The 2,547-nt window shown below is 59.9% G+C and carries 1 protein-coding gene; it reads left to right on the forward strand.

Annotation, left to right across the window (positions count from 1 at the left end; genetic code table 11):
- The first annotated feature begins 612 nt into the window (after window positions 1–612).
- Window positions 613–2,478, forward strand: coding sequence for a reverse transcriptase/maturase family protein (locus CA237_RS19260; protein ID WP_046408784.1), 1,866 nt, complete (start codon window positions 613–615; stop codon window positions 2,476–2,478).
- The last annotated feature ends 69 nt before the right edge of the window (window positions 2,479–2,547 follow it).

Raw genomic sequence — 2,547 nt, forward strand, 5'->3', positions numbered from 1 at the left:
GGGCGTGCGCCGTTGTGGCGCGAAGAAGAAAGGAGAGTTCGAATGAACTGAGCTTATTGGCATAGCTCATGCCTGACCGACTTACCGGTGCTGGTGATGAACCGGCTGAGATTCCGAAAGGAAAACGGGACCATAGCATGTCGGGGTACGGATCGAAGTTGGGCGCCGCAGCCTGACGGTTGACCAGCAGGCAAGGCGCGCATGGTGAAGACTTGATTGTTTGAATCCCAGTTTCCAACGACCACTAGGTAGGTGACGGTGAACGCGGCTGACACACCGTCTCGAGCGGAGCGAGGAGCACGGCCCTGCAAATCGCTGCCAGTCCGCCCGGCGTGGCCCCGGTAAGGGGATTAAGGAAACGAACGGGGCACCTAAACGCGCCGCGACTCCTCACTCGCGCAACTGCGGGATCGCCTAAACAGGACGGCTTGCCGGACCTGCATGGCGACGGAGCCGTCATAGTAGTCAAATGCCCGGTGCAATGGCCGGGACAACCGCCGAGAGGCGGACGGGACAGCGGTATAAGCGGGAGCGATCCTTGTCGAAATCCGCGCGCCCGGGCGAAGGACGGCAGTTCTGTAAACTCGATGGATCAACGGAAAGGAACTGCTGATGCAGACCGCTACTATCCTGAGACGGATCGAGAAGCTTCCGGCCCTGTCGCGGGCGGGCAAGCGGATCAATGGTCTCCACCGCCTCATGCGGTCCCGCTGCTTATATGAGCGGGCTTATGACAGGGTATCCCGAAACCGGGGTGCCATGACGCCGGGAGTAGACGGCCAGACCTTCGACGGCATGACGCTGGCGAGGCTGGATCGTCTGACCCAAGGCGTGGCGGAAGGCCGTTACCGCCCTCGTCCAGTGCGGCGGGTCTATATCCCCAAGGGTAATGGTAAAATGCGCCCATTGGGCATTCCTACGGCGGATGATCGCATCGTTCAGGAGGCGGCGAGAATGATCCTCGCGGCGATCTATGAGCCTGTGTTCTCGAAACACAGTCATGGGTTTCGCGCGGGTCGCTCCTGCCACACGGCTCTCGAAGAGATCCGCAGAACCTGGACGGGCGCGAAATGGCTGATCGAAGTGGATGTTCGCGGGTTCTTCGACAACATCGACCATGATATCCTGCTCAGCCTATTGGCCCGCCGGATCGATGATCCTGTGTTCATTGATCTGATCGGGACGATGCTCAAGGCCGGGTGCATGGACGAATGGAAGTTCGAGCGGACCTATAGCGGCACTCCACAGGGCGGGGTCATCTCGCCCTTGCTTGCCAACATCTATCTTCATGAGCTTGACTTGTTCATGGAGGAAATGCGGGCTCGCTTCGACAAGGGCGTCAAACGGCGGGCCAATCCCGCATATGTTGTCCAAAGCCAGAAAATCGCCGCACTTCGCAAGGAGATCGATGCAATCCGTGCCGTTGGCGCGGATGAGGCAGAGGTCCGAACCCGTCTTGCTCGGATCGAAGCCATCAATCGGGATCGACGGAAGATATCATCCGTTGATCAAATGGACCCCAACTTCCGCCGCCTGCGCTATTGCCGTTATGCCGATGACTTCCTCGTCGGCGTGATCGGCAGCAAGGCGGATGCCGTTCGGATCATGGCCGACATACAGCACTTCCTCGCTGATCGGCTCAATCTGACGGTATCACCGGAGAAAACCGGGGTTCGCGATGCATCGAGGGGATCGCCGTTCCTTGGCTTCCACGTATGCGCCTTCACGCTGCGCTCTCCCGGAACAATGGCGGGGCGACAGGCGGTCGGCGGCGGGATGCGACGCATCCTTCGTCGGCCAACGCGGGGGAATATCAAGCTGTGGGTGCCGAGGGATCGGGTCTATGCGTTCTGCAGGCGCAAAAAGCTCGGCAACCTCGACATGAGGAATGGCCGGGTGCGTCCGCAACTCATGGAATCCAGTTTGGCGGAGATTATCGTTGCCTATAACTCAGAGTTCCGGGGCTTCGCGAACTATTATGCGATCGCCGATGGCGTGAAAGCGTCACTCGACAAGTTGGAGCTGGTCATGCTCAGGAGCCTCTTTGCGACTGTAGCATGCCGGCGACGCTCGACGAGGCGGCAGGCCGAGGAATATCTGAAGATGGGGTCGGATCACGGTGTTATCACCGTGGTTCGGGGCGAGCCGCGCGTCCATAAGGTGTGGAAACTGAAGCATCTGATCGTGAAGACGTGGGATAACCCCCTCGTCGACTCCATCACGGTAGGCTCTCGCCTTGCGCAGAGCCCGAACGATCTGGTCACGCGCCTGAGTGCCGAGCAATGCGAGGCATGCGGCGACACCGATGGTCCGTTCGAGATGCATCATCCCAATCGCCTGAAAGATAAGCGACGCGACCAACTGACGCCTTGGGTACAATCGGCACGACGGCGCAGGACAGTCGTCCTGTGCCACAAGTGTCATGTTGCGCATCACGGTGGCCGGATGCCTGTCAGAATGGAGAGCCGTGTGCATTGAAAGGTGCAAGCACGGTTCGGGGGGAGGCGCTGGGGCGTCCTCGAAAGAGGCGTCTCGCGTCTACCCTAC

Origin of the sequence: Sphingomonas sp. ABOLH, assembly GCF_003951715.1 — a bacterium.
In the GTDB taxonomy this organism is placed as follows: domain Bacteria; phylum Pseudomonadota; class Alphaproteobacteria; order Sphingomonadales; family Sphingomonadaceae; genus Sphingomonas; species Sphingomonas hankookensis_A.

Excerpts from the sequence above, each read along its gene's own strand:
- CA237_RS19260 (WP_046408784.1), top strand. The coding sequence starts at position 613 with ATGCAGACCGCTACTATCCTGAGACGGATCGAGAAGCTTCCGGCCCTG.